Raw genomic sequence first — 26,787 nt, 5'->3', positions numbered from 1 at the left:
GTATTGGGAGTTAACATCTAAAGGTGGGCATTTTTTGATTAGATGATAAACCTCAAGTCCATCTTCTAACCTTGGATGTCTGTAAGTTATAATAGAATCGGCTTTCATATTTAGTTGACTTTTTTTTGAGTTTTTGTTATTGAACCAATCATCACAACACATGCATAATTGTTCAAAGCAAAGGGACATCGAGTTATGGGTACTCTATTTCATTTGAGCATTTTTTTTGAGTGAAATAGTAATCCTTCAGCTATTATACCTGCATTTCATGATTTTTATTTTTGAATTTTTATGAATCGCTAAGAGAAGGAATTCCCACAAGACTCTGAAGGGGTGACGAAATAGCCTGAAACTCTTTAAATGTAAAGTGTTCACCATTTTGTGGGAAAAACCACTTAAAAAGTCAACTTAGTAATTCAGAATACTTATTCCTTTTAATTCTGCTTAGTCTCGTACAGACAATTAAAAACGTAAATTGATAAAAATTAGCAAATATTTTATCAATTACCATAAAATTTTAAAGTCGTATAAAAGCGATGCATCGCTAAATTTCGCTCTTTCCATTGAGTTATTTCAATAATTAATAGCAGATATCCTTGATGAATAAGCTTTAGCTTTTTACATTGTCTTATTTGTTTGCGATTAGAGATACGAATCCGAAACTCTTGTTTAAGTATTTGCTTGAGGATGGGAAACCACAAAAGTTTGGCACTCAATTGATGTAAATATAAAAATATTTTTAAACTGCGTACTCGGCTCTGATATTTTATCGGTTGTGGAAATCGTTCAGCTAAGTCCGACAAGCGCACCTTTAGATGATTTTGTAAAAGTAAAATTAACAATTGTAGTGTTAGATCCCACATTCCGCAGGTGGGTCAGACCAATAAATAATATTTTTGACATGGGGCACCGAGAAACTGAAGAATCCTCTGATGCTCAGGAGTTAAATTGACAATCTGCTGCACTCCATTCAGGATGACCAAGTGAATCGACTGAAAACACTGAAATACCCAACGCATCGTTGGGGTAGCCGTTGGCTTGCCCAATTGATTCTGAATCTTCTGCTTGGTGCTGGTCAGAGCTTGACGTAAGGCTCTTTGTGCCAAAGTGTAAACTAACAAACACAAACCCATCACCATGGCCAAGGCAGCTACCCGCTCAGGAGTTTTGAGGAAGACACTGTCGGTAAAGAACATCGGATCTTTGAGAAAACGGAAACCCCTCTCAGTGCTTTGTTGCCCTTTGTACTGACATAGGAGCTGATCTGGGCTGAGTTGTTTCGATTCAAGGACATTGGTGGCAAGAACGAATCGTCCCGCCCTGGTTCGAGCCAGGGCAACCACCTCTTCTTTAACTGTCAAGGTCCCTTGGAGACGATAGTGATAGCCGTCAGGAGCTTGTCCTGTTCGCGGTCGTCCCGCCTTGCGGTAGTAAGGGTGCGGTACCACTTCGAGCTGACACAAGCGATGATAGCGCAACTGTTGGTTTAACTTTTGGCCGGCTGCTAAGGCATCAGCAGCACAGGCGAAGTCTTGTTGACCTAACTGCTTGAGTTGTTTTTTAGCCAACTCCTGATGCTGTTGGATTTTCTGTTCCAGGTGCTTGAGGTCAGCTTCTTTTCTGGCTTGACTCTCTACGATCAACCATTGCTGTTTGATACCGGCGTAGGTACTACAGACACAAGACCATCGGTATTGGCTCAATTGAGACGGGTGGAAAGCTTCTTCAGGTAACTGTTCCATTAACTGTTGTGCCCCTTTGATTGTCCCTGGCACTCGGCTGAGCCATCGCAGATTGGTCAACGACTGAAGGTTCTCCTGATTGTACAGAGCGGCATCGGCAACAAACAGAGCATTGCCGTCCCACTGCTGTCTAAATTCTTTCATCAACTGGGCGAAGACGGCTTGGTCTGATTCATTACCATCAGCTACCCGCAAGTATAGGGGTACATCTCCATCTCCACTGCAGATCAAATCCACCATAAACTGCTTGAGGTCTGGCCGATGGTCTCTAGAATAGCCATGAGTAATCTTGAGGGCTGTTGGCTCTTCTGAGGGGAGGCTCTCTTGGCTAAGATAGGATCCATGAACGTGGAACGAACTTGAATCGAGGTGGAGGCTGTCAAAGTTAACCCCAAACTTGGAGGCTGCTGCCAGGGCTACTTTGACAAACAGTTGAGTCAATCCAGCTTCAAAGAGTTGGTCGAGGACTCTCCCCAAACGGTCGTCGTTGAGGTGTTTCGGTTTAATTCCCTCTCCCAGCAGGTGTTCAGTGGCTTTGCCCACAAAAAATCTCTCAAACAAGTAGAGGGGGGCACTGACTAAGCCCAATCCATTGATAATCATGGCTTTGACCCCTACTCCAGCACTCAGAATTTCTTGGGGGTGGGTTCCCAGTTCCTGGTTAATTTGCTCCACCAACCCCATCTGGTCGATTATTCCCGCTACTATCCCGCAGTGGTCAAGATCTTGTACTCTAATTGATGATGCTATTGGTGTCATGAAACAAAAATACCATAGTTTTTCTGTCCAACCTGCGGAATGTAGGTTGTCAAGGGTCTATGAAAAGTTTTTCATTAGTCGGTTTATGCCCTTTGAGGACTCCATATCCTAGGAGTTAGTATAAAGAGACTAATCCAAAACGAAAACTCATGATAATCAACAGAACCATTACTGTGTCGGTAGTAATCGACGACTTGCCCAGAGTAATAAGAGAGGCAAGGGAGCAATTAGGCTTGACTATAGCAGCAGCTTCCAGGAAAGCAGGATTAGACCAGTCTCACTGGAGGCATATCGAGAATGGTCGATACAAAAGCATCCCAGAGCGAACCTTGGACAAGATGATCAAAGCATTAGGACTTGACCTTGAAATCAGCTGGCCGTCGCATTGCAGCTGTGGTTGATTTTGGTTGGGGGAGTGATCGCAGACCCTAGACATTAAGTTGCCTTAAGGTCTGCCCCGATAGAAGTCCAGTTCTAAGAAGCCAACTCCACCCGCACTGTAACCCCTGGACATTAAGTTGACTTTCCTTTCACTTTGGTTTCAAAAGTCAACTTAATGTCCAGGGAACACGACCAGGCAAATCAGACTGAATCACCATTAGCCCAAAGGGCTACGCTGCGCGAACGCGACAAAAAGGAAATTTGTGGAGAATCTTTTGCCTGCCCAAAGATAACAGTTCTGCAAAAACCCTTGGCTAGTAAAGCTTTAATTGAACCGTTGTTGTTAGTTGCGGTTGATAACCCAGAGATAAATAATATGTTGAAAAACCTGAAGTCTTTTCTGCCTCTGGATTGTGCGTCGCGTCGTTTATCAAAAGTTTCGCGATATTTTTCCAGGATTTGCGTTATTATTTATTTGAAAGGAGAACAGGAGCAACACCCTGTTCCCGGATTCAGTCAATGTTTACGGTCAACTAAATACACTGAGTCTTTAACGAAAATTCCCCGCGTCTTGACAAAGACCGGGGGGTGACATCTGAACTAAAATACTAACTTCAGATGATTGAGTTGTGTTGTTGCTGATCATTGCTTTTTCGTGACTCTGATCAGGCTATACGCGATACCTAAGTAAAAAGGTTATCTCTCGCGAAACATGTGAGTCGTGAGAAACAACCCACAAAAAATTTCAATCATATTTCAATGTTATACCAAAAATTCCAAAAAGAAAACCCCGGAAACGCCCAAACAACTCCGCAATTATCAGACAAGGACACAGCCGAACTGCTGTCCACTGCGGTTTCAGAGAATTTAGAGTTAGATAAGAAAAATAATTGGCAAACTGGCCAAGACGTCAACCCTACTTCTCAGGAGGTGGCATGATGGGAAGCTGGAAATCCTTTTCCAAAAAAGATCGATGCCCTATCTGCTCCACCTTTGGGAGGAAGGGAGATGCACCTTGTGGTCATGACGGGCACAGGACAGAGGTCAACTGTACTAAAGCTTTAGAACTTGGAATCCAGAAAGGGGACATTGTAGGAAATTATGTTGCGATGAAAGAGGTCGGCGGAGTACAACAAGGAATGTTCTTCGTCCATCAAGACCATCTGAAACATGATCCCAACGCCCCCAAGAAAAAACAGCGGAAGGCTCAAACCCGTGAATGGATCTACTGCGACAAACAGGGTCGGCCAGTAGTCAAGGTAAGGCGAACCGATCCCGAGAAAACGATAAGGCAGTCTCGAATGACAAGTGATGGCCATTGGGTTAGCGGGCTTGGGGACTTAACTTACAAGGACTGGGAGGTTCTCAATTACCAGAAGGCCATAGAGGCTATGGAGCAGGAAGAACTGATCGCAATAACTGAAGGGGAACCCTGTGCTGATCTCGTTAATTCGTTTGGGCTGGTTGCAATTACTAATAAAGGAGGGACTTCAGGATTTCAGGCTGAGCAATACGAGTTTTTGGAGGGTTACCCACATCTGGTCTTTATTCCTGATATGGACAAGCCAGGGATAGAGCACATGCGAAAAATCCAAGAAGTGACAGGCCCCGGAAAATGGCTTTACCCTTACCCAGAAAGTGGAACATGGAATCACCTTCCTGCCGCTGGTGGTGCGGACATTGTTGACTGGGTAGAGGATGGAGCAACAAAAGAACAAATCCTAGCAGCGATCAGGACAGAAAAAGATATCGGAAATTCACAAGCTGTCAGACAGGGGAACCTGTTTGACCAGAAAAGAGGAGGTAAAGGCTTTGAAAAAACCTATATCCCATCTAGCGAGCTGGCTCTTACTCTTCAAATTGAAATAGTAGAACCATGCCTATCTGGGGCTGAGCGAAAAGGGAAGATTTCTGACCTCGCTAATAAAGCTGGTTGGCGAAATGCTGATGTGCGATCGCTGTTAGAAGATCTCGAAACAGAGCGCGATTACAGAGCTGAGGTAGCAGAGTCCAGAGACGAAAATAATGAACTGTTTGCCGCTCAGAAAAAGAAACTCGACTTGTACTCAGTTCTTCCCAAGCAATTAGCAACGGCAATTATAGCCTCAGCTAAAAATGGTGGGCTGGACCCTATGATGATTTTTCAATCGATATTAGCCGGGACTGGCACCGCAATGTCGAACCGAGCAGTGCGAGTAGCTAAAGGTTTTATTGAAAGTCCGATACTATGGCCTATTGTTGTAGCGGGACCTGGCTCTGGAAAATCTCCAGCACTAAAAATTGGGTTGGGTCCCTTGATGGATATAGAGGAAAGTTATCGACTCGATTATGAAGAAGGCAAGAAACAGCTAAAAAGATTACAGGCTAACTGGGAGTCAAAGTCAAAAGAGGAAAAAACAGAGGCCGTTGGAACAGACGAGGATCCAGAAGAATTCAAGAAGAAAAACAAAAGACGTCGATTAACTGTCAATGGTAGAGCTACCCCTGAAGCTGTCGAAAGAATATTAGGGGAGCAGCCAAAATATTCTATCGTTCTCCAGGTATTCGATGAGTTACTCAAGCTCTCCTCAATGGATCGTTACACCAATGCTAAGAATTCCTATCTAGAGATGCTTCTTGAGCTTTGGAGTGGGTTAGCTGTTGGGAGCAGTGATCGGGTCAATGAAGAGAATTCGAGATTCTTCAACCGCCATTCGCTCTGTCTATGCGGAGGGGTTCAGATTGCTCGAATCATTCAACTATTTGACTTTATAAATGACGCCAACGGAATGCTTGGTAGAGCCTTGCCACACCTATACCAAAGACCAAAGAACTTTGGTGTTCTATCAAGGTCAAATGTTGACATTAACCCAATACTAGACAGCCTCTATCGCTATTTTTTGGACGCGCAAGACAGAGATAACCCCGTTCAGTTGATTAGTCATTTTTCTCCCGAATCTGAGAAACTTTACGACGAGCATTTTAAGCGACTTAGCGATTTGATTGAACAATACGAAGAAACAAATCCCGCAATTTCCCAGGTGTACGCAAAAATGCGAGTTAATTTAGCTCGCCTGTCTTTAGTGATTCACGGAATTGAATGTGCCTTTGATAGGTCTAAAAGCCTTGACATCATAGAGATTGAAACTGTTAAGCGGGCTGTGATATTAGTCGATTACTATATCGATCAAATTAAGTTAATCCAGGGGCTTGTACAAAGAAGCGAAAACATCAGTGGAACCCTGCTAAAGCTTTACAAGAGGCTTCAGAAAACCGGCAAAGTAACTACCCGCGATATCACAAATACCTGGCGGAACCCCAGAGACATTCAAGGAAGGATGAATGTTAAGAAAGCTCTAATACTGATGGAAGAGCTGGATTCTATGGGGAAAGGCTACTTGGTTGACAAGGTTCTGTACCTAGATAAGCCAAATGAAGGCGGAGAGAATGACGGAGGAGGTTCCAGCTCGCCTAGTCCTATCCCTGGCAACCCACCAAACACTGGTATTGAGCAACAAATACGGGAACAGATCAAAGAAGCACAGCTTGATGTTTCTTCGTCGGCACCCACAAGGGAATTAGTTTCGGTAGGAACAAGTAGCTCTAGCACCCAAACAGCTCCTTCTAGCAAATTACAGGCGGTTCAGCAGCACCCCTCAAGTTCACCGCTAGAGACTTCCCATGCCTTACCCTCAGTAGTGACAGTACTGGATGAACCACCAGAGAAGGTGCAACAGACCAAGGCGAAAGGTTTTGGTCAGCCTCAGAGCAAACCCAAGGATCCCCCACCAGTCAAAGATGAAAGAGAAAACCCCAGGTTCGACTCGTTCAAAAAGACTGGTACTTGTTACCAAATTGTTCGAGACTATCGCGATCGCTCTGTACTTCTCACAGATGAGTTTGTTGGGGTCGAAATTGCAAACGAAAAACTGGGGGCTGTTCCACTGAAATTGGAAATGGTTCAGTGCGTCCTTAAATCTTGTTCTCCGACCTTGGAAACCTACAGGGTAGACGATTCTAAGTACCAAGACCCTAATCAAGAATGGATTGCCTTGGATACCTGCCCAGCAACGCGAGAACCCAACCCACTAATAGACATGCATCAAATTCCCCTCTCAGAGATATCGACCTTCGTATACTCCGACAAGGAAAGCGATCGCTCTTAACTGACTGTTGATACTCCTCAAGGGTTAGCTTAGGCTCTAGCCGTATCAAGGCACTGAGCTATTTTGCGTTGCAAAAAAAAATAACCACAAGATAAAGTTGAACTCTCCACGGATTGAAATTGCGTGGATTCTAAGCAGTATCGAACACTCCCATTTTCATCTGTGGGATACTCTTAAAGCTTCGTGACATGTGAGAACCCCCGTGCTTTAGCCGGGGGTCTGATTGCGTGACGTGACGTACTCCCGACGCTGTACCTGATAGGGTCAGCGATAGGGTTTGTCGCCCTACAGCTCAACAAACCCTATCGCCACCTCGTACCTTTTTAGGGTAATAAAGCTCATCCGCTGCACCTATCATAAATTCCATCAAGTTCTCGGAAAGTGTGTAAAAGTGTAAAACAGAAAAGTAGTACTCAAGAGTCTATAACCTTTACTGTATAACAATCTGAGAGGCTAGCGTGTAAAAGTGTAATGTGTGTAAAATCTAAACACTAACTTGATCGATATTAGAATGTGTTTAATTAAATTTAAAGCTAGTAAGGTACAAATTTTGAGTTTTGTGTGGCTGATCAGTAGGAAGTACCGCAAAAACTGCCTTTGCTCAGGGCTTGAGGCGCTTTTCCTTCCTTGGTTTGCTAGTTAATGGAGGACGACTTGTATGCTAACTGAAGAGAGTCAAATAAATAGCGTCAATGTTGCAGAGTTAACTGACATTATAGAGTCGAGTTTTAAAACAAACTCAGTTTTACACTACACACACACTTTTTAAGTAAAGGCTATAACCCTTGATATATATAAGTTTTATCTTCGATCTTAGTTTGTGTAAAAAATACACATTTACACATTTTTCGAGAAGTTAACCAACTAAATAAATAGAGTTCCCTATATACCATCGACCTAAACCTTGTTAAGTTAACTTAATACAGTTTTGGGCTGTCTTTAGCTGTCCAGTACCGCAACGAACCGCAGTAAAATAACCAATAGAGGGGCTTAAAACATAGTCATTATTGCCCAAATATGTACATAAAGCGAGGGATGGTTCAAAGTATTGGACTGTTGGGGACCAGTAAGATCCCTCTGTCCAGTCCTGGGTACATGTGTCATTTGATTACCTCCCAAACGGTTGAGCGTTTGCTACGGTAGGGGTAAACGCAAAAGACGGAAAACCAATGAGATTAAGGACTCCTAAGGCAACTTGCAAGGAACTAGGGATTACTATCAAGACCCTAGAGTACTGGCATGAGCAAGGAATGATAGAAGCTGTAATTACCTCCAACGGTGTCAGACGTTTTGATTTGGATTCGATCGCGAGCAAAAAGAACAAAAAGAGGCTCGACCGCTTGCCAGTAGCCCTTGACCCCTACAGACCTAACTGGGTTACCCCCAAGGATGCCAGGGAGATTCTGGGGGTAAGCAAAAATACTCTGATTAATTGGGAGGAGGAAGGCAGAATTCTAACTAAGCGAGATAGCCGGAACCACCGATGGTACGACGTCAACAGCCTGTATTTCGATTGATACCAATCCACAAGTGTTGCGCTACCTACCAAACGTTATCTTTTATGATTGATTACAAAAGCTGAAAATTATTGAAAAATAAACAACAATAAGAATTGACAGCACTATACCAAACGTGCTAAATTAAAAACGTATTCAAAAAGGCGATCGCTACCGCAAACAGAACGATCGCCTTGATGAGTCCCAGTATTCATAGGACAATCTCATGCTAATCAAACACCAGCCTGATTCAAAATCAGAGCTGTCAGTTTTTATTAAGACTCCACAGGGTCAGGTGTTAAGTTCTGCTAAAGCCTGTGCCACTCTTATCAATAACTCCTCGTCCGTAGTACGGGAATTCGCTAACCAGAACAACTACCTTCCTGAGGCCACTTTAAACGTTCACCTTTCAGACCAGGTGATTAGTTTGGAACTTTTCGGGGAGGATTTTGCCATTGAGCTAATTCGCGATTACAAACCTGGTACTGCCCCAGACTTGAGTCATTTTAGCCTGCGGACTTACCTCTGGGTTTGTGCAGGCTTTGATGCAGATGCGATCATTCAGTCCATAGTATCCCGCACGTTTGATAATGCCGAGGCTACTGTTTCTGTAAATAACGGTGGGATAACTCCTGCTGGCATTCAAGCAATCTATCAGCAGGAGGTCGAGTAATGGGACGCAAGCAAAACCCTCAGCCTACTGTGACCTCAAAGTCTAAAAGGACGAATCATTTCACCGGAACAATGGGCAGGCGCAGTGATACTCCGGTAAAGACCAGTGACAAAGGTGGTGAGGAGTACAAAGGTACTGGCAGGCTTTTCGGTGATATCGTTCCCACTTCGTGTGGTTTCCGCGAGGCTGTGAGGACTACAACAGAGGACAACGGACATAATGCCCTAGCGCCTAAACGGCAATCGAAATCAGAAGCAAAAGTCAAGTCAATCGGCTTTTTTTGCCGACGAGTCAACAAGTAGGAGAGGAAGATGGAAGATTTATCGAAAGCCATAGACGAAGCGATTGCCCCTAAGGGCGCGGCAAAGTCGATTGCTGAACGCGAAAAGTTAATCAAAAAAAGGGGGCACTCAAGGAACTAACGGGAGTATACTCCGCCGCAGGGTCAAGCCAAAGCCTCAAGTTAAGAACCCCCGTTAATTGAACTGCCCCGCCGGGTGCGGGGTAACCTTCTCTCTGATTGAAATTGCAAAAAAAAGAATGAAAACCTACCTCTTTACTGATGGCAAAAGCTTGATGATCCGCGCATGCACCGAAGATCAACTGGAGTCTGCTCAGCATTTCTTCTCTGTTGAGTGCGGTCATCCGGTAACGTTAATCGCCAGTGGTTCCGCTGACTTAGCAGAAGACTGCTTCTGTGAGCACTACCGCAACTGGTATTGGCACGGCATGTACAGCTTCAGTTCTGATTTCCTTTGGAAGTTTGCCCCAACGCACCACGAGTATGTGATTGCTCTAGCCAAGATGAAGGCAGTCAGTACTCGGGTCAAGTTAGATAAGTTTGTTTCAAAAGTGACTTCTAAAATTCGTATTGCTGTGAATGAAGTGGTCTGGATTCTGGGCTTGGAAGATGAATCGGGGTATGACTATGACGAATGTGATTTCAACGAGGAGGTGTAGTGCAATGAACACGTTTACTCTTACTCAAACTTCTCGCGTTCGCATCAGTAATTTTCGCAAAACTAACCCTACTTTTGCTAAGTGGAAAATCGGATGTGCTCCGAAAGATGTAATAGAGGATCAATGCCGAACGACCTTAACCGAAGTCTACAGTACCTGGATTGATAATTGCGGGCAGGAGCACGATGTTCCATTCGCTTACGAATTTGTTCTGTAGTTAAAAATAGATACCTGGAAAAAAACTGCCCCAGGTTTTGCACAAATCAATCAAGAATATCCAATGCTAACAACAATCAACCAACTAAAAAATATTGAAGCCTTGCCAGGGGTACGCATTTGGCAAGTAATAGAGTCAACCCCAGAATTGATACTTTTTCATGACGACCTCTTAAATGAGCCATTCGACGAGGATGCCTTTTTCCAGGACATTCGAGCGGGATTGAAAGCTCATGGAGAGGTGTGGTTCATTGATGGATTTGCAATATCCAAGAAATCAGAGAACCTGTATTTGACCGCTTCAGAATGGGACGACTGGGTGCGTGACCGCTTGATAGAGAATGGCTGTATCAAGGAAAAAGAGCAGCCACCAAAGACTAAGACTATTGATCTGAGTCGCCTCGCACAGCAGTCCTCCTCTGTCTCAGACCAGAAAAAGAAGACGACAAAGGTAACAGGGAAGGGGAAAAAGCCGGGACGCCCAGGGGTTAGCAAGAAGAAAAGACGTTGACGTTCCTTTTTTTTGTTAACCGCAGCTAACCGCAGCTAACCGCAGCTTACTGCGGTTTCTCAGGCCATAAACTCTATCGCTATAGTTAAGCAAGACAAAACAGACGGGAGTTGCTCTTCCCGTCTTTCGTCAATCAATTGCCACGATACCAACCATGATATTTAATTTAATCAACGAATCGCGAAGCCATCGCGCCAAAATCGAAAAGACAACAGAATTCCTCGGATGGATGGACGAACCTCCGGCCTTGCTGAACGTGGAAAAAGAAGACCTCAAGGCTTGTCCACAATACTCCATTAGAGAGGATGGCCGGAGGGTACTATTTCAGTGCCGGTATCTCACAGAACATGGAGGGGTGGAGTACTTTCCGGCTAAGTACGCTGCACCACTGGAAGAAAAAGAAGACCAGCAGGTGTCCGAAATGTTCCAGACGTTTGAGATGGGAGAAGGGCAATCTTCCATAGTTTTCGCGATCGCATCAGATGTAACGCACCGTAGTCCCATCTTTCGGAAGGTGGAGAGTGGGCTGAAAGCTTCTGAATCGTTCTTTTTCGACCAAGGGCAAGTCGGACTTACCCGGTGGTTGCGTCAACGTTTCGGTCCCTGCGACCATGTAGCGGTGGTGGGGTTGGAGACCCTCTCGCATGAAACGATAGTGTCCGAATTAAGGCAGCTGAACCTTTCTCGTGAGGCAATTGTTTCCCGTGGCACGACCCTACTGTTCTGGCTTTGTTCAAATGAATCCCTGGAGTACTTCCGAAAGTATGCCGGTGACCTTTGGGATATTCGCAGCATGATTGTTGATTTCGATTTACAGGAGGGAGTCGATGCGGCATGAATTTGACTTGACCAAGTGGTCTAACTCTGATCTATTTGATTACCGGGGGGCAGAGGCTAGAAGCGAAAAACTCAAAAGAGCTTTTGATTCGATCAGAAAGTATAACGAAAACATTTCTTACAACCCAAAAAGGACTTTAGCCATTAACCTTTCCGTTTTGTGGGAACTAACTGGAATCTCTCGAAAGTACATCAAACAGTGGGTTACAGACAACTGCCAATCTATTTTCCTTGAAAACAAAAGAGCTTGTCCAGGCATTAAAGTGCCAGAGGATCAGGAGTGCAGCTACCAAACCCACCAAGTACCTTACAGCCGCTGCAATCATCAAAGATTCTCTAGGGACGAAGTAGCTGGACTGTTAGTTAAAATAAACCTTGATTTCTTGTTTTATGAAGACAACTAAGACTGCCAAAATCACTGAAAGATTCATTTCTGACCATCACAATTTTGCTCCCTTAAAAATCGACACCACTACTGAGTATTGCCTGGAAGATGGGGAGACTTGGCACGATGTTGCTGTTAGATTGATAGATAAGCCAAATCCCCTTATCTGTGACTACCGAAGAGCGATAGCATTGTTAGATATCAATTACAGGGAAACGATGGAACCTACTACCGCTCTGTTGTTGGGGAAGTGCTATGCTGTATTGGGCGACAAGGAGAAAGCTAAAAGCTGGCTCAACAATGCGAGTAATGAAGGGTTTAGTTCCGAAAAAGAAGCAAAGGCTCTTTTTCAAATAGTACAAAATTCTCCTCATAGTGTTTTAACATATATTGGGCACAACTTTTCGACTAGGGGAGGAAGCAATGAGAGGTTGTTGAAAAATATTCAATATATTGAACAGCAGCTTGAAGAATTAAAGTGAAAAAGCTAAAAGTATAATTTTGGTATCTTGCACTTTACTTAAGTATAGAGACCGTTACCCTAGAGAGGTAGCGGTTTTTTTATTTTTATGGTTAAAAGGAAGAAAAAACGGAAAGCCGACAAGGAACAAAGGCGATTACAGCGGAAGTTTGAACGGAGCCAGGTAAAGATTGACAAGGCAATCAAACGAGTTACTCTTCAATACCTGAATGCCAATACCCCTTTCCCTATCCTCCTAGAAGACGCTTACCTCGCCTTGGGTTATAAAAGTGAAGACAAGGCTCTCAAGGGTTTGTATTCACTTGAGTTTACTGAGGGACAGGACTACTTGACAAAGCAGGGGAAGCAAAGGATTCTTGTAAGATTGACTCGTGAATGTTTAATTAAATGGGCAGAAGAAACGAACAGCAATGACTTGCTATTTTCCATTTTTCCTGAAGATGAGGAAGAATTCCCTCCGGAAGACGGATGGGGTGCCTTTTGGGATTACTGGAACAATTTTGATTACACTTTCCGAGGCGTTTAATCCGGTCTTTAACGCCCGATAAAGCAACAAAAAGACACAGTCGGAATTGCCCACTGTGTCTTTTTGTTGTCCATTTTTGAGCAAGAAGTAACTAACCGCAACTAATCGACCCCTTGTGTTCAAAATCCCTATCAAAACTTCAGCCAGCTCCCTGATAACTGCGGTTAGTTGCGGTAAATTGGGACAAAAAGCGATCGCGACAAATACGAAATCCTCGCGGGAACGGGTCCGAAAAACTCTCCAACAAAAGCCTGAAAACCTTTGCTGGAGAGTTTCTCACGACTCCGAAATGGAGCATCCGAACCAATAGGTAGAGTATGTTACTTCTTATAACATTAATTGAAGGTTTTTATTTTTTGCTTAGTATTAGGAGTTAATCGCATACCCAGCAAGGCTTACACGATTATAAATTGACCCTCCTATTAGGGTGCTTGACAATGACTTTGATTTTTGCTCCCAAATGAGTAAAAATGTTTTTGTGAATATGAAGACTGTTTTTCATTGACCTTGCGTGGTTCTCGACGCATCTTCTAATGAGTCCTACTGTGGAAGACAAAGACCAAGTCAGCTTGGGTGATAAAAGTTTATCACCGACCCTCGGTATTAAGTTGACTTACGGGGAGAATCCACACTGTTCTTTTTTGTCCCCTTTTATCGAAACCTCCTGCAAAGATAACAAAAAGACGCAGCCAAAATCCCCAGTTACGCCCCTTTAATTAAAGGGTGGGGACAAAAGCTGTCAAGAAAATAGCCAAACTCCAGGCCAATGGCGGACTACAAAGGGGATACGTTCTGCAACAAGAAAATGGCTGAAACCCAGGCTGGTAAGGCTTTAAAAGGGGGTACATTTTATTCCGATTTTGTCGCGATCGCTTTCTAATATTGCCGAAATTCATAGGACATATCAACAATACACTTTCCGGAAAACGTTGATGATTAGGGAAAGATAGTTGTCACTTAAAACACTTTTCAGCTCTGGCTTATAGGCTCAGGTAATTCACTATAAATTGCTTTATTGCCTTCCGGAAAGCAATAATCTAGTCTTCACAGACTACCGAATCGAGTAGCCCCAGGGGAAACACATTTACCGATGGAGGCTTACGCCATCTGGACTTTCGAGTCGCTTATGGTTCAGAAGTATTAGTTACATCGGGCAATGCCGGTTTAACGGTGTAATCCGGCACAGGTTCAGTCGGCTCGGCGGATTCAACCGGACTAAGCATTGACAAGGCACTGATAGCCCCCCTTACTTGCTCGGGTCGCACCTCCAAGTACTTGTACAACTCATCCAATGTCCGATGCCCGGATATTTCCTGGATTACCCGCAGGGGGATTCCTGCGTTACTTAACTGGGTGAGTGCTGTCCTGCGGAAACTATGAGTACTGACCCCTTCTATATCCACACGCTTGCAAGCCTCCCGAAGGATCCAGCTGGCGGCATCTGAGGTGATGTGCCCTTTCCCATGCCTTCCGGGGAATAGATAGTTTCCCCATTTTGGAGGGTGGTAGTCCGTTAAGTGAAACCGCAGATCTTCTAGTACCGGGATGGTTCGGGTGGCAAGCTTGCCTTTGGTGTTCCCTTTCCTGAATAGGACAACGGGACGCACAGACCCTTTGCGATCGTAAACATCCCTTATTCTTAAGGTCACCGCTTCATTGACCCGACAGGCAGTGTAGAGCATGACAGCAAACAGCGCCCGGTCTCGTGGCGGGTTAAGGGTTGCCCCTTCGTTAAACAGCAGCTGGATTTCCTCTGCTGTTAAAATCTTTGCCTGGCCATGGCGGTCAATTTTCATGCCCCACGCCTCAATACACCCCTGCCTATTTATTGAACAACTTTGGTGTGCCCTGGTCAAATATATTTTTTTTGCAATCGTTAAGTAGTATTATCCGAACCTTGGAAAGCTCAAATTCAACAACTACTAGTCACATAATTATTGACTTGATTTTAGAGGAAATAATTTTGATGCTAAAGAAAAATCAAACCTTCCAAGAGAAGGTTCAAACACTAGTAGTAATTGTAATGTTTGCCGTATCGACTGCCTTCGCGTTCTTTGATGAAAATCAACGAGCTAACTACTTGATATTGACAGGAAAAACAGCGAGCGAATTGCTAAACAAGTCATCAAAGGAACAAAATAAGCCTAAGGGGAAGGGTTCTAATAAACCCAGACCTTGATATCAATAAGCGTTCGCTAGCCAACGCCCTTCGGGCTAATCGCTCAAGCGCGGAAGCTGAGGCCGTAGGCCACGCGGAAGCGAACGCTTCATCGCTGACAAAAAGACAAAATCAATCTCAAAATCATTCTGACATTTTAAGGTCAATCCGGAAGTCCTTCAATCCTTTTCATCCTGTTCTCTGGGGACATGCTTCGTTCTACTCTCCAAGCAGTTCCTCGTCCAATTTTTCCAGACTTGATGAATGTCCATGAGCCTCGGGTATACTTATTCTCACCCTTTCCGGCTTGAGGCTTAACCCCGATAAGTTCCTTCACCTCCAAAGTTGTCAGTAGCCAGCCCTCTTCAGCAGCAACTTTCAGCTGTTGATGGCGGTCGATTGCTGTCACAGGTTTTCCAGCATTGGGTAGAGAGACACCGTAAGTGATTGCGTAGTGGAAGCTTTGCTTCATCGCATCAATCAATACCTCTAATAATGGTTCCCGTTCCGCCTCCCAGGAATTCGTCCGGTGAACGTTCAGTGAACTGTTCGGTGAACTTTTTAGGGAGATAGCTTCCTGACTGTTTCCGGTGGTTGATAATGATTCAAAGTCCTCAAACGTTCCACCCCCTTCTAGATGGTTGTGCAAGCGATCTAATTCTTCAAGTTGTTCCCCGGATACGAAAGAGCTTCTCCCCTCTTTGTTTGCCTTAATATTTATATGCTTAAGTCGCTCATAAAGGGCGGTGCGACCTATGTCATATCGGCTTTGCAAATCTTTGAGGGGAAACTTGTCTATTTCTTGATTCATAGCCATCTGCTGGATGTTCAGTAAATGTTCACCGGACGTTCACCGGACGTTCACTGAACATTTTAGAGCCATATGGTGGGAGTAGGGAGTAGGGAGTAGGGAGTAGGGAATTGGCCTCATTGGGGGTAGTGGTGCTGTCTTTTTCTAAGCTCCCCACCGCCAAACCCTGGTACATCTTGAACTAAAAGTCAAAGCTTTCCCCCGAACTCCTCACTGGTGAAAATGGCTGCCAGCTGGCAATAGATAATGTCGTACTGTTTTTAGCCCTTGATGCATCTGGGTTACTGCTTCTGTACGCAAACCGAGTCGTACTCCTTTCAAGCATGAAGGTTGGCCGGATTCTGGTACTGAAGTACCGATAATCCCCCTTCTAGTACTTACGCTCTTTTTCTATCTGGTGGCTCTGAGGTGATATCTCCTTTCCCGTGCCTCCCTGGGAATAGATAGTTCGTTCGCCCACTTAGGAGGGTGGTAGTCCGTTAAGTACTTCCGAAGATCTTCCAGTACCGGGATGGTCCGGGTGGCAAGCTTGCCTTTGGTGTTCCCTTTCCTGAACAGGACTACGGGACGCACGGAACCCTTGCGATCTAAGACATCCCTAGATTCCCCAACTATTTTCTAAAACTTGAGCGAAAACAAATAAAACATCTTATTTGTTTTGAAGTTTACTAACCTATCATTCCGTACAAAGTTCTCCCTTTTTCATGGCCACCATTGCCCTACATCTTGAATAGCATGAGCTATTTCTGCAAAAGCGTTTGAACCACCTAAAGCAATGATAATAGAACTCAACTTCGGGATACTTTCTAATACTACTTGACGATCGTTATCTGCTAAAAAATGCAGGATTTCCTTCCAGATATTATAGTCAACAGAATTAGGATTTAGTTGCTCATACACAGATTTCATAATAGTTGGCAGATGAGGTAATGGCATCATTACTGATGAGGCTCGGTACCCCTTATGCTGAATGCTCCGTACCGTTGCTAGGGTTTTTAATAGTATTTCATCAGATAGATGGTGGGCAAGCCTACTCAGTGCTTCCGCTCGGTCGCTCTCATTATGAATGCTCCGTGCTGCTTCCAGGGCTTCTGGTAGAATTTCAGGCAGATAGGGTACCAGCCCGCTCAGTGCAGATACGCGAGATGGATCATACGTAATACTTCGTGCTGCTTCCAGGGCTTCTGGTAGAATTTCAGGCAGATAGGGTACCAGCCCGCTCAGTGCAGATACGCGAGATGGATCATACGAAATACTCCGTGCTGCTTCCAGGGCTTCTGGTAGAATTTCAGGCAGATAGGGTACCAGCCCGCTCAGTGCAGATACGCGAGATGGATCATACGAAATACTCCGTGCTGCTTCCAGGGCTTTTGGTAGTAAAATTTCAGGCAGATGGGGTGCTAGCCTGCTCAGTGCGGATACGCGAGCTGATACCAACTCACTCTCAGTACCCTGTATACTCCGTACTGCTTCCAGGGCTTCTGGTAAAATTTCAGGCAGATGGAGGGCAAGCCTGCTCAGTGCTTCCACTCGGTAGCTATCATCATTAATGCTCCGTGCTGCTGCCAGGGCTTCTGGTAGAATTTCAGGCAGACGGGAGGCAAGCTCCCTCAGTGCAGATGCGCGAGCTGACTCATTTGGAATACTCCGTGCTGCTTCCAGGGCTTCTGGTAGTAAAATTTCAGGCAGATGGGGTGCTAGCCTGCTCAATGCAGATGCGCGAGCTGACTCATCCCAAATGTTCTGTAAGGCTTCTAGTACTTCTAGTAGTAGATTTTGAGGTAGATGGGGAATTAGTTTGTATAGTGTTCTAGCTCGGTAATTCTCCTCCTGAATGTTCCATACTGCTGCCAGGGCTTCTGGTAGAATTTCAGGCAGATGGGGGGCAAGCCTGCTCAATGCAGATGCGCGAGCTGACTCATCCGGAATGTTTCGTACTGCTGTCAAGGCTTCTAGCAGGATTTCAGGTGAATAAGGGACAAGCTCCGTCAGTGCTTCCGCTTGGAAGCTCTCATCCCTAAAGCTCCGTGCCGCTGTCAAGGCTTCTGGCAGGATTTCAGGTAAATAAGGGACAAGCTTTCTCAATGCTTTTGCTCGGTGCCTCACATACGAAATACTCTGTGCTGCTTTCAGGGCTTCTGGTAGAATTTCAGGTAAATAAGGGACAAGCTCCCTGAGTGCTTCCGCTCGGCAGTTCGCATGGGGAATACTCTGTGCCGCTGCTAGGACTTCTTGTAGTATAATTTCAGATAGATTGGGTGCTAGGCATATCAGCGCGTTCGCTCGATATATCCCACACGTAATACTCCGTGCTGCTTCCAGGGCTTCTGACAGGATTTCAGGTAAATAAGGGACAAGCCCGCTCAGTATTTTCACTCGTTTCCAATCATCCCGAATGCTCCGTGCCGATGTTAGGGCTTCTTGTAGTAAAGTTTTAGGCAGATAAGGAACAAGCCCGCTCAGTGCTGTCGTTCGGTAGCTATGAGCGCCATCATCCAAAAGGTTCCGTGCTTCTGCCAGTGCTTGTGGTAGTAGACTTTTAGGCAGATGAGGAGCTAACTCCCTCAAGACTTCTGCTTGTCTTGCTGGATTTTTTCCTTGCTTCCCATAAGTTAACCCCAAGGCTGGAGTCCATATCTTCTTTTTTACCAGTGTTGCTATTAATGTAGCCGGAATGTTCGCTGCTAAACTCTTGAGAGAGGAGATTATGAGAACATAACGACATTGCCAAGCAATTGCTTGTGACGGGTTTTCTGAGAAAACTTCTTCTGCTAGCTGCCATGCTCTAGCTATATCCACAATATATATAGCTATTTTTCCTAAACGCTCGCAAGCTTGATACCAACCATTTTCCCCTTTTTCAGTTTCTTCTTTTAATAGCTGATGCACCTCATCATTCCATTCGGCTTTGAGCAGATGCCATGTCAAATAATTATGAATGTAGCCATCATCGGGAAGAGTATGCCACAAGCCATTTTTAGTTTTTGCTCGATAGTGTTGTAATAGAGTTTGGTGAGCTGATAGTAGTGTTAGTCCAAAACCTGGTAACTGTCCTTCTTCCGGTGTTGTGGGATTAGTTAATAAGTTACGAGCTAAATCATGTAGTAAATCGTGTAAGCGATAGCTAGTAGTCTCATCACTAGATACACCTGGTAACAATAACGCCTTAGAACGCAAATAATGCAGAGTTGTCTTTGCCCTGGATTGATTACACTTCCACAGCGTGACTGCCATTTTCTCAGTAATAGTCACATCTTCGGGCAACACGCCTAACCAGACAAATTCCTCTCGCCTTTCGGAGGGTAATCGCCGCAGACTGAGGTTAAATGAAGCCAGTAGACTATAGTCCTTACGTTTTTCCTCACTGTGTATTTCATCTGCACCTAGTAAATCTAAAACTTCCAAGCGGGCAATTTCTGCTTGCAAATCCGAGAGTAACTCGCTCCAAGACACGCCATCCTTCACTTGAGCAGCGGCTAATTCCAGAGCCAAGGGTAAGTAGCCGACGGTCTTTGCTAAAGCTTCTGCCTGATGTTTCTGAACATTTGTTAGTTGACCTTTCCATGGATGGGTTAGCAGCTTTGAAGCTTGCTCTTTTGTCATCACATCTAGGTCGAAGCGGACTGCTCCTTTGACTACTGCTTCCCGAGTAGTTACCAATACCCTACAGTTAGAACCCCCAACTCGGAATGGTTCTACATGGTCTGAATTCCAAACATCATCTACGACTAGGAGAATGGCTTTGTTATGTAACAAAGTCCTTAAATGGAGCGAGGCGGTTTCTGAGGTGGTTAGTTTAAAGTCGTAATCTCCGAGCGCTTGTATCCAGGTGCTGAGAAATGGAAGTAGGTCGGGTGTTTGTCCTAAAGTAGCCCACAGTACACCGTCGGGAAAATGCCTCTGCACTTCTGGATCGTGAGCTAAAGCCGCAGCGAGAGTTGATTTACCGATACCTCCTAAACCGTAAATGGCACTGACGACCAAAGTTCCTGTTCGAGCTGTTTCTTTTGCTAACAGACGTTTTTTTAGCTCTTGGCTGACTTCTGAGCGTTCTACAAAATACGATGGTAGATATGGAACTTGGAAAGGAATACCAGCAGGTGGACGGCTGTAGTTGGTGTTGAGTACTCCACTGTGTACTCTAGCTAAATTATTAGGATTAGCAACTGGGATTTGGTTAACCTGCTCCCCAGGCGACTTCAGCTAATGTTGAGGAGGATTAGTGTAGTTGTTAAAGTTGAAGGTATTATTATTACCAGCTTCGTTAATAACTGGACCTTTATTTTCAGTGTTAGAAGTTATCTTACCAGATCCCCTGTTGTAATTTACCTCGCCACCAGACACTTGCCAATTTTCCCCTTGCCTTTGGTTTAAATTATCGATTTCTCTTGCTAATGCTTCAATCTCCTGGGCAAATTGAGAATCTGCTTTCATCGCCTCTGGCAAATAGTCAGATACAATTTTTAGCTCAGTCTTTGACCCTGGGGAGGCACCTAGCAAAGCTACTTCAGCCCTCGGATTACTCCTTAACTTATTAATAATCTTCTCGCGCAGGGGCTGAGCTTTTTCTATGGCTGCCTCAGTGACCTTTTCTACTGTAGTTTCCGCAGCTTTGGTACCGATAAAGGCTAGGGCGGCAATGGCTAGAGCTTCCATATCTGAGTAACTAGGGCAGATTTACTAAGGTATCCATGAGTACTACAGTCAAAGTTATTCTTTTTCCGGATTAACTCTAGATCATATTAGAGTCGATGCCTAGGTCTTACCCTAGGGCACCTCTGTGTTTAGTGTGCAGATGAGGTTGTTAGGTGGGCGATCGCCTTATTTGCCTATCTCCACTATTAGATTGCTTTCCGGAAAGTGTAAAATAGTTTATTGGATTTATTTTTGCTGTATTTTTGACTATATATGAATCATAACCAGTCAACATTCTAGCAATATTCCCTTGTTGTTTTCCGGAAAGCAATAAAAATCCATTTTGATGGCGTACTCAGACCTGTCAACTTCATGTACTTGGGGATTTCGCAGGCACACGACCTAGTTCTAATTCCAGGAATCAACCCTGTTCCATTCTCGGAATTTCGACAATGAGACTACTTCCCACCAGAGTCAAAACTATTGTGTAAAACTATTGTGTAAACAGGTCAACTGAAGTACCAATAACGCCCATTTCCGGTGTTAACAATACTTTTCTTTATCTTGTCACTTAAAATCACAAGATAACAAATAATTGATGTATTAAACAATACCTTAGTCAACTTAACAGTACTAGGGTAGGTGAGACATTTTTCTCACCCAAGTCAACTTAATTACCTTGGGGTGGTACACCAATCGGTGTACCAATATCAACTGAATGTACTGCGACGTTAAATTAACTTAACTACAGCAATTTATGCCCTAGTAACTAATCAATGGCTTTACTTGTGAGGACATCACTTTTTTAACTACCAAATATTTCTTTTTTCTGGAACTACTTAGTAGATTTAAACTAATTATAAAGTTATTTCACAAAATCATTAAGAAACTTTTATAATCCTACTTTCAAAAAATTGATATAGTTATTACTGGTATTTAATTACCTGTATAAAATAGCTATGAAATCATGTAAATTACTACAATACATAGGTTTCAAGTATTAATAACAGGTATTTATAGATATAGGTGCTTATACCATAAACTAATGTTGTGAATAAAAATACAACAGAATAACTTCAACATTAAAAGACAAAAGGAGAAAGTAAAATGGCACAGATAATGGTAACTGATCTTAAAGTAAGTAAACTTGAAACTATAAACCTAGGCTTGGAAAAGATTATAGGTGGTAATACAACAACTACTACAACTACTACTACAGGTGGTACTACTACAACTACTACAACAACTACTACTTGTAGGGGAACCGGAATAAAATAAACCCCAAAATAGAGCCTGCGGCGTCCTGTACGCTCCTTCGGTACCCAGGCGCTCCCAGTACTGGGCGTAGGATAGGCTGTAGTCGTGTATAAAAAGTTAGTCATTATTTCGTAACCCATCCGAACTCCTAGGTCGTTAGAGGCACAGGAACGGGTGGGTTGTTTTTTGGTGCGATCGCAGCATCAGCTCCCGAAACTCCAGGAGTTTTTATCCAAAATGATAAAAACCTCACACATGACTAGGGTGGAGAGATAGGCAAATTAAAACCCTAGCTACCTACGCGCTTGGCTAATACAGGGATACGTTTCCGAGTACGTTCAGTGTAGAGAGTCACGCAAAGAAAGTTTAGTTTTTAGTATTATATTTTTTATTGACTTAGAAGATTGTGAATGATAGCTTAAAATTTATAACGGTAATTAATTACCAATTGTTTAATGACAGTGATACTCTTAGTTAGTTGTTATTATGTTAATTTATTTTAAATAGTTTTGATAAATATGAATGAATTAAATCCTGTTAAATATGTGTTAATTTTTAACATATTTATATTATTAGTATTTGCAAGTAATTTTATCTTTGTAGTTATTGGTGCAGGTAGTAATTTTATATTTTTCCCTATACTATTTTTTCCAAGTCTTATAGGAGCACATAATTCTTATCAACAAGGTAAGTTTTTAATTTCTTTGATACTTCATACAATTTCAACCGGGATGTTATTAGGTGGTTTATTAAGTATAAAACCTCATTTAGTAGAAAGAACAGTATATATTATTGCTTCTATTTTTGTACTTCATTTATTTGAATTTTTTCTAATTTTAATATTAAATGTTGTTTTATTTTTATTAATTAATAATAGCAAAACAAGGCATATTACTCTTGTACTGATTCAGCTATTATCGGCACTAATAAGTATGATTTTTGGACTTGGGGGTCAGATCGCTAGGAATCAAGCTGATGGATATAGTGATAGTATAAATTTTGTTATTTTTGGAATTTTTCTTGTAAATCAATATACCTTATTTATAGGTTTACATGTAAAACCTACTATGCAGAATATATTTAAATACTCTAGGAATTTTATTGTTCACAAAGATTTACCAGAATTTTTTCACTAAAAAACCACTAGATTTTATCTGATATTGTTAAACTTATCAAATATTTCTCAGTTTACAGATTACAGAAGTGATATAAGTCATGATATTGAAGTTAGGTGAAACATCTTAATTTTAGGGTTTTGGGGATTTTATATTTATACGCCTAGTGTTTTATTAATAACGGGAATTGTTTTTTCCATGAAACCCTTTTCCTGTCTACCTTTTCAAGTTTTTGTCCTGTACTTAGCAGGTGTGTAAACATATCTGTCAACTTCATGTACTTGGGCATGTCACCGACACACGACCCAATTCTAATTCCAGGACTCAACCCTGTTCCGTTGACAGAATTCCGACAGCGGAACTACTTCCCATTACAGTCAGTTTTCAACTTCCTGTTATTTTTGCCAACAAAATCAAAAGTAATAGAAAGTGAATTTTAGGGGGAATTAGAGGCAAAAAGGAAATACCAATAATTCCGATTACAGGAACTAAGAATACTTTTCATCATCTTTCTAGTTCCTGTTAGGAAATAACAGAAAAATAGGCGTAAGTTATCATGTCCAAGTCAACTTAATGTCTAAGGAGGGCACTCTGACTTGAGTGCCAAAATCAACTTAATGCTCTAGGTTATTAGGGAGTCTTAACTACTTTCTGGGCAGTAGATAAATTAATATAGCGGTAATATACTTTGGAAAATAAACGACTCCATTAAATCCTGGGGATAATGAATGAAGAATTCAAGTACGTCTACCTGATCGGGAAGAAAGACGCTAGAACAAACAAGGCCATTGGCCATTTTAAGATTGGGGTGACCAAGAACGACCCAAGGATCAGAGCTAAGCAACTTCAGACCGGCTTCAGTGGAAACTATGCCCATGTTTACCATCAAATCCGATCGAGTCAAGCCCACAAGGTAGAGAAGAAGCTGCATCGTTTTTTTGCTGAATACCAGTTGCGAGGTGGTGGCGAAGAATGGTTTGAGTTTGATCCTCCCACTTTTTGGCAAGTAAAAGACAAAATGAATCAGTACGACGAGGCATACAGGAGAGCCCCTCCCCGAGAAGCCACGCAGTATCAATTGCCCGCCGCAAAAGAAGAGTCCGCTTTATTAATTATTGCGGCATTTTTCGGCGTTATATTTTTTTGTTTTGTAATGATGCATCTAATCCTTGCGTTAGCTGCTAATCTCTTCCCATTCCTCCGTTGACAGGGCGTCTTTTTTTTGTGACCAGTGGGGATTTGAGTATCTTCGCAGGTAATCAGAAATCCACCGTTAATTAGAAGCACGCACACTTGCTTGCTTACCTCGTTGCACTCCAGTTGGAGTGCCCCAAGTCAACTTAATTACTTTGGGGTGGAACACAGCTTTGTATACCTATATCAACCTATAGCACTGCGACATTAAATAGACTTAACTACATCAGTTTATCCCCGAGCAACCAATCAATGGCTTTAGTTGTGAGAACAGGACTTCTTTCTCACTAGTAATTCCTTTACTAACGTAACGTCTGAAACCGATTTGGATCTTTATTGCATTAAAAAGGATAAAGCCGGTAAGATCACAAGTCACTAATCACTTTAAACTAATCACAAATTTAGATACTTTAAAACCATAATTATGAAACTTACTTGTTATATAGTCAATTTACAATTGTCATTTTATTTTGCTGTATTTCTTATTGCTTTTGGAATAGGTTTTGTAGTACTCCCAGTTAATACAGGTTTTGCAATTTTAGGATTCCCTGCTATTAGTGTTTTTTTAGCACTTTTATTCTTCTTGAAAAATGTATTTTCTAAATCAAATGAATACTTAGGTTTACTTATTGCTAACCATATGTTTAAAGGAATAATATTAGGAGTTACTATTTCGCCCATAATGTTAAATGGAGGCAGTAGTTATACTATGGGGGCTATAGGTAGTTATGTATTTGTAGTGGCGGGTACTCTTTTAGTTTGTCAACTATGTGCATCTACTATTATTATCATAAGTATGTGTTTATTAACTATATTACAAAATTTATTTTTTAACTTAAAAAATATAGAACTTATTAAAAATACAACTGAAATACTCCACTTATTTATCCTTTTTACTTTAATAGGTTTATTTGTTAAAGATTTAGAAACACTAATTGATAACAGTACAGAACCTACTATATTAACAAGTTGCAGCGTTATAATACTTTTTTTATGGAATCAACTTAGTTTTATTAAAGCTTATAAAGACAGACCTTGTTGGTCTAACGTATTTAAAAATGCAAAAAGCTTTTTATTTGACCTAAGCATTTATTCTTTTTTTCCTAAAAACGAATAATCGCTCCCCAAGATAGAGCCTACGGCGTCCTGTACGCTCCTTCGGTTACTCAGTCGCTGCCAGTACCGGGCGCAGGTTAGGCTCTAGGAGTTACGAATTTACTATTTAATCTATAGTACCCATCCGAAATCCAAAGCCGTCAGAGGCGCAGGAACGGGTGGGTTCTTCTTTGGGTGCGATCGCAGCATCAAGAAGTGGAAAGGGTGTGTATAGTAGACACACCCTCTGCCAAAACGGCTGTTACTCCCATCAAACACTGGGCTTCAGGCTCTAAAGGAGTTTTTATGATTAATAATAAAAACCCTGTATCCCAGTAATGGTAGGAGTTACGAGGAATCACTCCAAAACCAATTCGTTGTGACATCCTTGTGGCACGGAATTCAACGGCTGGAACTCCCACCGTTTGGGGGTTCGTTGGGTTGTGGCATAACTTTTGGGAAATCCCCGCTCTCTGTCAATCACTCGGAATCGGCGGGTACGACATTTTCTCGAAAAAAGTACCTCTAATCCAGTGGCAGCATAGCCTTGGAATGGTACGGCGAAAACCTTTTCTGTAGTTCATTTGTTGCCAGAAAGTGCTGCACTTGATATGTCCTTTGGTTTTGGGCAAGATTAGGTGCGTTGTTGATTTTGGATTAGCCGTATATGCAGATTTCTGACGATAGGACTCAAGTCTCCGCTGAAATAATCAAAGATGGGCTTTTGCGAACCACTATAGATAGACGTGCCCTCAAGGAATTCCCCTGGCAAACCGTAGCCTTTTTCCACGTGAGGGGAATTGGGGAAGATTGGAAGGCTGGAGGGATCGTGTTTCACCTTTCTGACAAACCGGTCTCAAGTATTGATTTTTCTTCCGATCTTATTACGACTAAAGATGAAATAAAAGTCACAGTGAGGAACTCCTTCTCCTGTGCGAAATACAGCAAAAAAGAGATTGTCCTCCAAAGATAAAGCGATCGCAGGGAAAGCTGGATTACCGAGTACCATCAACCTCCAACTACTCAAAGCAGCTGTTACTCCTACCGGCTATGGGTTTCAGCTATTCCCGATTAGAAGGCAAATTTGACACTCCCCATGGCTATAAGCCAGGGGATTCTTGGTTCAACGAATTATCTTGCTCAACCAGGCCGTGACCAAGAAGAGTAGAGGATAAATCTCCCCAAGCGTTTGATAAAGTTACCTAATCTCAGCGATTGAAAATTCAGTGGCGCAACCGGAGAACCGACTGCGCCTTTTTGTTATCTTCAATGGCCTTGAGGAGAAAAATAACAAAATATCGGTTGTGAGTTTTGGAAACCTTGCTATCAAAGAATTACAGGGCGACCTCACCAGGTGAAATGTGAGTTTGGGTTGTCGTACCCGCGTACCCCCTTGAAACCTTTTACCAG

Annotated in this window: 26 protein-coding genes; 19 read left to right on the top strand and 7 right to left on the bottom strand. The window is 42.9% G+C overall.

Annotated elements, in window-relative coordinates; translation table 11 throughout:
- Window positions 1-875: 875 nt before the first annotated feature.
- The gene (locus F6K51_RS21250) at window positions 876-2,501 is read right to left on the bottom strand and encodes an IS1634 family transposase (RefSeq protein WP_293023862.1); all 1,626 of its coding nucleotides are present in this window, start codon (window positions 2,499-2,501) and stop codon (window positions 876-878) included.
- A 149-nt stretch (window positions 2,502-2,650) separates the two neighbouring features.
- On the opposite strand from F6K51_RS21250, the gene F6K51_RS21245 reads away from it, so the two are divergent.
- From F6K51_RS21245 to F6K51_RS21180, 14 genes are all read left to right on the top strand, one after another.
- A complete protein-coding gene (locus F6K51_RS21245) occupies window positions 2,651-2,902 on the top strand; it encodes a helix-turn-helix transcriptional regulator (RefSeq protein ID WP_293023860.1) in 252 nt (83 codons plus the stop codon).
- Between the two features lie 155 nt (window positions 2,903-3,057).
- Entirely contained in the window at window positions 3,058-3,474 is a 417-nt protein-coding gene (locus F6K51_RS21240; protein ID WP_293023858.1) for a hypothetical protein, read from the top strand.
- A 167-nt stretch (window positions 3,475-3,641) separates the two neighbouring features.
- Window positions 3,642-3,821 carry a hypothetical protein gene (locus F6K51_RS21235; RefSeq protein WP_293023856.1) on the top strand — a complete coding sequence of 60 codons (180 nt, stop codon included), beginning with the start codon at window positions 3,642-3,644 and terminating at the stop codon, window positions 3,819-3,821.
- On the top strand, window positions 3,773-7,027 hold the full coding sequence (locus F6K51_RS21230; RefSeq protein ID WP_293023854.1) for a DUF3987 domain-containing protein: 3,255 nt from the start codon (window positions 3,773-3,775) through the stop codon (window positions 7,025-7,027). The genes F6K51_RS21235 and F6K51_RS21230 overlap by 49 nt, the downstream gene beginning before the upstream one ends.
- A gap of 1,169 nt (window positions 7,028-8,196) precedes the next feature.
- Window positions 8,197-8,544 (top strand): MerR family DNA-binding transcriptional regulator, encoded by a 348-nt coding sequence (locus F6K51_RS21225; RefSeq protein WP_293023852.1) that lies wholly within the window; start codon window positions 8,197-8,199, stop codon window positions 8,542-8,544.
- Between the two features lie 205 nt (window positions 8,545-8,749).
- Complete coding sequence (locus F6K51_RS21220) at window positions 8,750-9,196, top strand: hypothetical protein (RefSeq protein ID WP_293023849.1); 447 nt, start codon at window positions 8,750-8,752, stop codon at window positions 9,194-9,196.
- The gene (locus tag F6K51_RS21215) at window positions 9,196-9,498 is read left to right on the top strand and encodes a hypothetical protein (protein WP_293023846.1); all 303 of its coding nucleotides are present in this window, start codon (window positions 9,196-9,198) and stop codon (window positions 9,496-9,498) included. Before F6K51_RS21220 ends, F6K51_RS21215 begins: the two co-directional genes overlap by 1 nt.
- 238 nt (window positions 9,499-9,736) lie before the next feature.
- Entirely contained in the window at window positions 9,737-10,156 is a 420-nt protein-coding gene (locus F6K51_RS21210; RefSeq protein WP_293023844.1) for a hypothetical protein, read from the top strand.
- A gap of 4 nt (window positions 10,157-10,160) precedes the next feature.
- Window positions 10,161-10,373 carry a hypothetical protein gene (locus F6K51_RS21205; protein WP_293023842.1) on the top strand — a complete coding sequence of 71 codons (213 nt, stop codon included), beginning with the start codon at window positions 10,161-10,163 and terminating at the stop codon, window positions 10,371-10,373.
- A 63-nt stretch (window positions 10,374-10,436) separates the two neighbouring features.
- A complete protein-coding gene (locus tag F6K51_RS21200; RefSeq protein WP_293023839.1) occupies window positions 10,437-10,883 on the top strand; it encodes a hypothetical protein in 447 nt (148 codons plus the stop codon).
- A 229-nt stretch (window positions 10,884-11,112) separates the two neighbouring features.
- Window positions 11,113-11,721 carry a hypothetical protein gene (locus tag F6K51_RS21195; protein WP_293023836.1) on the top strand — a complete coding sequence of 203 codons (609 nt, stop codon included), beginning with the start codon at window positions 11,113-11,115 and terminating at the stop codon, window positions 11,719-11,721.
- Window positions 11,711-12,124 carry a hypothetical protein gene (locus F6K51_RS21190; RefSeq protein WP_293023834.1) on the top strand — a complete coding sequence of 138 codons (414 nt, stop codon included), beginning with the start codon at window positions 11,711-11,713 and terminating at the stop codon, window positions 12,122-12,124. The genes F6K51_RS21195 and F6K51_RS21190 overlap by 11 nt, the downstream gene beginning before the upstream one ends.
- Window positions 12,096-12,587 carry a hypothetical protein gene (locus F6K51_RS21185; protein ID WP_293023832.1) on the top strand — a complete coding sequence of 164 codons (492 nt, stop codon included), beginning with the start codon at window positions 12,096-12,098 and terminating at the stop codon, window positions 12,585-12,587. The genes F6K51_RS21190 and F6K51_RS21185 overlap by 29 nt, the downstream gene beginning before the upstream one ends.
- Window positions 12,588-12,674: 87 nt before the next feature.
- Window positions 12,675-13,112, top strand: coding sequence for a hypothetical protein (locus F6K51_RS21180; protein ID WP_293023830.1), 438 nt, complete (start codon window positions 12,675-12,677; stop codon window positions 13,110-13,112).
- Window positions 13,113-14,236: 1,124 nt separating this feature from the next.
- On the opposite strand, the gene F6K51_RS21175 is transcribed toward F6K51_RS21180, so the two are convergent.
- From F6K51_RS21175 to F6K51_RS21155, 5 genes are all read right to left on the bottom strand, one after another.
- Complete coding sequence (locus F6K51_RS21175; protein ID WP_293023827.1) at window positions 14,237-14,908, bottom strand: site-specific integrase; 672 nt, start codon at window positions 14,906-14,908, stop codon at window positions 14,237-14,239.
- 525 nt (window positions 14,909-15,433) lie between these two features.
- On the bottom strand, window positions 15,434-16,081 hold the full coding sequence (locus F6K51_RS21170) for a hypothetical protein (RefSeq protein ID WP_293023824.1): 648 nt from the start codon (window positions 16,079-16,081) through the stop codon (window positions 15,434-15,436).
- A 28-nt stretch (window positions 16,082-16,109) separates the two neighbouring features.
- The gene (locus F6K51_RS21165) at window positions 16,110-16,238 is read right to left on the bottom strand and encodes a hypothetical protein (protein ID WP_293023821.1); all 129 of its coding nucleotides are present in this window, start codon (window positions 16,236-16,238) and stop codon (window positions 16,110-16,112) included.
- Between the two features lie 545 nt (window positions 16,239-16,783).
- Window positions 16,784-20,173 (bottom strand): NB-ARC domain-containing protein, encoded by a 3,390-nt coding sequence (locus tag F6K51_RS21160; protein ID WP_293023864.1) that lies wholly within the window; start codon window positions 20,171-20,173, stop codon window positions 16,784-16,786.
- A gap of 111 nt (window positions 20,174-20,284) precedes the next feature.
- Window positions 20,285-20,737, bottom strand: coding sequence for a hypothetical protein (locus tag F6K51_RS21155; protein WP_293023818.1), 453 nt, complete (start codon window positions 20,735-20,737; stop codon window positions 20,285-20,287).
- Between the two features lie 1,086 nt (window positions 20,738-21,823).
- On the opposite strand from F6K51_RS21155, the gene F6K51_RS21150 reads away from it, so the two are divergent.
- The 4 genes from F6K51_RS21150 (at window position 21,824) to F6K51_RS21135 (ending at window position 25,399) form a co-directional block, all read left to right on the top strand.
- Window positions 21,824-21,994: a hypothetical protein gene (locus tag F6K51_RS21150; RefSeq protein ID WP_293023816.1), complete on the top strand. Its 171-nt coding sequence runs from the start codon at window positions 21,824-21,826 to the stop codon at window positions 21,992-21,994.
- Window positions 21,995-22,491: 497 nt separating this feature from the next.
- The gene (locus F6K51_RS21145; protein ID WP_293023813.1) at window positions 22,492-23,109 is read left to right on the top strand and encodes a hypothetical protein; all 618 of its coding nucleotides are present in this window, start codon (window positions 22,492-22,494) and stop codon (window positions 23,107-23,109) included.
- 703 nt (window positions 23,110-23,812) lie between these two features.
- Window positions 23,813-24,295: a GIY-YIG nuclease family protein gene (locus tag F6K51_RS21140; protein WP_293023810.1), complete on the top strand. Its 483-nt coding sequence runs from the start codon at window positions 23,813-23,815 to the stop codon at window positions 24,293-24,295.
- A 411-nt stretch (window positions 24,296-24,706) separates the two neighbouring features.
- Window positions 24,707-25,399: a hypothetical protein gene (locus F6K51_RS21135; protein ID WP_293023807.1), complete on the top strand. Its 693-nt coding sequence runs from the start codon at window positions 24,707-24,709 to the stop codon at window positions 25,397-25,399.
- A gap of 187 nt (window positions 25,400-25,586) precedes the next feature.
- On the opposite strand, the gene F6K51_RS21130 is transcribed toward F6K51_RS21135, so the two are convergent.
- The gene (locus tag F6K51_RS21130; protein ID WP_293023804.1) at window positions 25,587-25,799 is read right to left on the bottom strand and encodes a hypothetical protein; all 213 of its coding nucleotides are present in this window, start codon (window positions 25,797-25,799) and stop codon (window positions 25,587-25,589) included.
- 534 nt (window positions 25,800-26,333) lie between these two features.
- Between F6K51_RS21130 and F6K51_RS21125 the strand changes: the two genes are divergently transcribed.
- Window positions 26,334-26,465, top strand: coding sequence for a hypothetical protein (locus F6K51_RS21125; RefSeq protein WP_293023802.1), 132 nt, complete (start codon window positions 26,334-26,336; stop codon window positions 26,463-26,465).
- Window positions 26,466-26,787: the final 322 nt, after the last annotated feature.

The sequence above is a fragment of the Moorena sp. SIO3I8 genome (genome assembly GCF_010692325.1).
In the GTDB taxonomy this organism is placed as follows: Bacteria; Cyanobacteriota; Cyanobacteriia; order Cyanobacteriales; family Coleofasciculaceae; genus Moorena.
Note: the sequence above shows the minus strand (reverse complement) of the source record. Positions and strands in the feature narration are given on the sequence as shown.

What these genes read in the sequence shown, in the direction of transcription:
- F6K51_RS21250 (WP_293023862.1), bottom strand. Translation starts at nt 2,501, where the DNA reads ATGACACCAATAGCATCATCAATTAGAGTACAAGATCTTGACCACTGC.
- F6K51_RS21220 (WP_293023849.1), top strand. Translation starts at nt 8,750, where the DNA reads ATGCTAATCAAACACCAGCCTGATTCAAAATCAGAGCTGTCAGTTTTT.
- F6K51_RS21135 (WP_293023807.1), top strand. Translation starts at nt 24,707, where the DNA reads ATGAAACTTACTTGTTATATAGTCAATTTACAATTGTCATTTTATTTT.
- F6K51_RS21190 (WP_293023834.1), top strand. Translation starts at nt 11,711, where the DNA reads ATGCGGCATGAATTTGACTTGACCAAGTGGTCTAACTCTGATCTATTT.
- F6K51_RS21235 (WP_293023856.1), top strand. Translation starts at nt 3,642, where the DNA reads ATGTTATACCAAAAATTCCAAAAAGAAAACCCCGGAAACGCCCAAACA.
- F6K51_RS21205 (WP_293023842.1), top strand. Translation starts at nt 10,161, where the DNA reads ATGAACACGTTTACTCTTACTCAAACTTCTCGCGTTCGCATCAGTAAT.
- F6K51_RS21155 (WP_293023818.1), bottom strand. Translation starts at nt 20,737, where the DNA reads ATGGAAGCTCTAGCCATTGCCGCCCTAGCCTTTATCGGTACCAAAGCT.
- F6K51_RS21145 (WP_293023813.1), top strand. Translation starts at nt 22,492, where the DNA reads ATGAATGAATTAAATCCTGTTAAATATGTGTTAATTTTTAACATATTT.
- F6K51_RS21200 (WP_293023839.1), top strand. Translation starts at nt 10,437, where the DNA reads ATGCTAACAACAATCAACCAACTAAAAAATATTGAAGCCTTGCCAGGG.
- F6K51_RS21180 (WP_293023830.1), top strand. Translation starts at nt 12,675, where the DNA reads ATGGTTAAAAGGAAGAAAAAACGGAAAGCCGACAAGGAACAAAGGCGA.
- F6K51_RS21225 (WP_293023852.1), top strand. Translation starts at nt 8,197, where the DNA reads ATGAGATTAAGGACTCCTAAGGCAACTTGCAAGGAACTAGGGATTACT.
- F6K51_RS21240 (WP_293023858.1), top strand. Translation starts at nt 3,058, where the DNA reads ATGTCCAGGGAACACGACCAGGCAAATCAGACTGAATCACCATTAGCC.
- F6K51_RS21170 (WP_293023824.1), bottom strand. Translation starts at nt 16,081, where the DNA reads ATGAATCAAGAAATAGACAAGTTTCCCCTCAAAGATTTGCAAAGCCGA.
- F6K51_RS21175 (WP_293023827.1), bottom strand. Translation starts at nt 14,908, where the DNA reads ATGAAAATTGACCGCCATGGCCAGGCAAAGATTTTAACAGCAGAGGAA.
- F6K51_RS21215 (WP_293023846.1), top strand. Translation starts at nt 9,196, where the DNA reads ATGGGACGCAAGCAAAACCCTCAGCCTACTGTGACCTCAAAGTCTAAA.
- F6K51_RS21195 (WP_293023836.1), top strand. Translation starts at nt 11,113, where the DNA reads ATGGACGAACCTCCGGCCTTGCTGAACGTGGAAAAAGAAGACCTCAAG.
- F6K51_RS21210 (WP_293023844.1), top strand. Translation starts at nt 9,737, where the DNA reads ATGAAAACCTACCTCTTTACTGATGGCAAAAGCTTGATGATCCGCGCA.
- F6K51_RS21140 (WP_293023810.1), top strand. Translation starts at nt 23,813, where the DNA reads ATGAATGAAGAATTCAAGTACGTCTACCTGATCGGGAAGAAAGACGCT.
- F6K51_RS21245 (WP_293023860.1), top strand. Translation starts at nt 2,651, where the DNA reads ATGATAATCAACAGAACCATTACTGTGTCGGTAGTAATCGACGACTTG.
- F6K51_RS21150 (WP_293023816.1), top strand. Translation starts at nt 21,824, where the DNA reads ATGGCACAGATAATGGTAACTGATCTTAAAGTAAGTAAACTTGAAACT.